Annotated in this window: 1 protein-coding gene; it reads left to right on the forward strand. The window is 53.3% G+C overall.

Annotated features, from left to right (window positions below):
- Positions 1–1,170 (forward strand): IS91-like element ISCR1 family transposase (locus tag R7P69_RS24665; RefSeq protein WP_088769055.1); only part of this gene is annotated, 1,170 nt, incomplete at its 5' end.
- Positions 1,171–1,402: the final 232 nt, after the last annotated feature.

Here is a 1,402-nt window from a genome sequence, read left to right on the forward strand (position 1 = left end):
GTGCTCAGCTTTCCTTTCCAGCTACGCTTTTTGCTGGCTCGCCATCCCCAGCTGATGGGCCAGGTCTTGAGTATCGTCTATCGTACACTCTCAACTCATCTGATCAAAAAAGCCGGTTACACCAAAGCCTCTGCACAAACTGGCTCAGTGACTCTTATCCAACGCTTTGGCTCCGCGCTAAATCTCAATGTCCACTACCACATGCTGTTTCTCGATGGTGTCTATGCCGAAGATGACTATGGCAAGCAACGCTTCCATCGTGTCAAGGCACCCACTTACGATGAGCTGAATACGCTCGCTCACACCCTCAGCCATCGCATCGCTCGCTGCATGGAAAAGCGTGGGATTTTGGAGCGTGATGCCGAGAATACGTGGTTGACACTGGAAGAGGGCGAAGACGATACGCTGACTCAATTACATGGTGCTTCGGTTACGTATCGCATTGCCGTCGGCCCCCAGCAAGGGCGCAAAGTCTTCACCCTGCAAACCTTGCCAGGGCGTGAGGATAAAGCCGACTCAAGCAGTCGAGTAGCCAACCATGCTGGTTTCTCGCTACACGCCGGTGTGATGGCCGAAGCGCATCAGCGGGATAAGCTTGAGCGCTTGTGTCGCTACATTAGTCGGCCAGCGGTTTCAGAAAAACGTCTGGCATTAACCGCCAATGGGCAGGTGCGTTACGAGCTCAAAACTCCGTACCGCAATGGCACCACCCATGTGATCTTCGAGCCGCTGGACTTCATCGCCAAACTCGCTGCGTTGGTACCTAAGCCGCGAGTCAACCTCACACGCTTCCACGGCGTCTTTGCACCGAACAGCAAACACCGAGTTCAAGTAACACCCGCCAAGCGGGGCAAGAAGCCCGACAAATCGGAAGGTCTCGATACTAACTGGCGTGACAAGAGTCCTGCAGAGCGCCACCGCGCCATGACCTGGATGCAACGCCTCAAGCGAGTCTTCAATATTGATATTGAAGTCTGCGAACACTGCGGCGGTCACGTCAAAGTGATTGCCAGCATCGAAGATCCGAAGGTCATTGAGCAGATTCTCAAGCATCTGAAACAGAAAACAGCCAAGGCGAATGCCGCCAAGCAGCGTGAGCTGCCACCAGAACGAGCGCCGCCACTGACTCCCAGCCTGTTCGATCCATCACAGAGTCGTCTCTTTGACTGACGACCCCAAATCCAACACTGCTCAACACTGCCAACTTTTAAACGGGGCGGTGGGGCAGTTTGTATCTCTCGAGCTATCAGGCTAGAGATTTTACCGCCAAATCGAACCTTATTAGAGCGGTTTAGGCTGGACCGGCAGTTAAAATTGGGGCTTGAGCGGTAAACGAGTGAGGGAATTTCAGGTAAGATACTTCGGATGAGGAGCAAAAAGGTGGTTTATACTTCCTATACCC

Source organism: Vibrio sp. 661 (assembly GCF_033339315.1).
GTDB classification, from domain to species: Bacteria; Pseudomonadota; Gammaproteobacteria; order Enterobacterales; family Vibrionaceae; genus Vibrio; species Vibrio alginolyticus.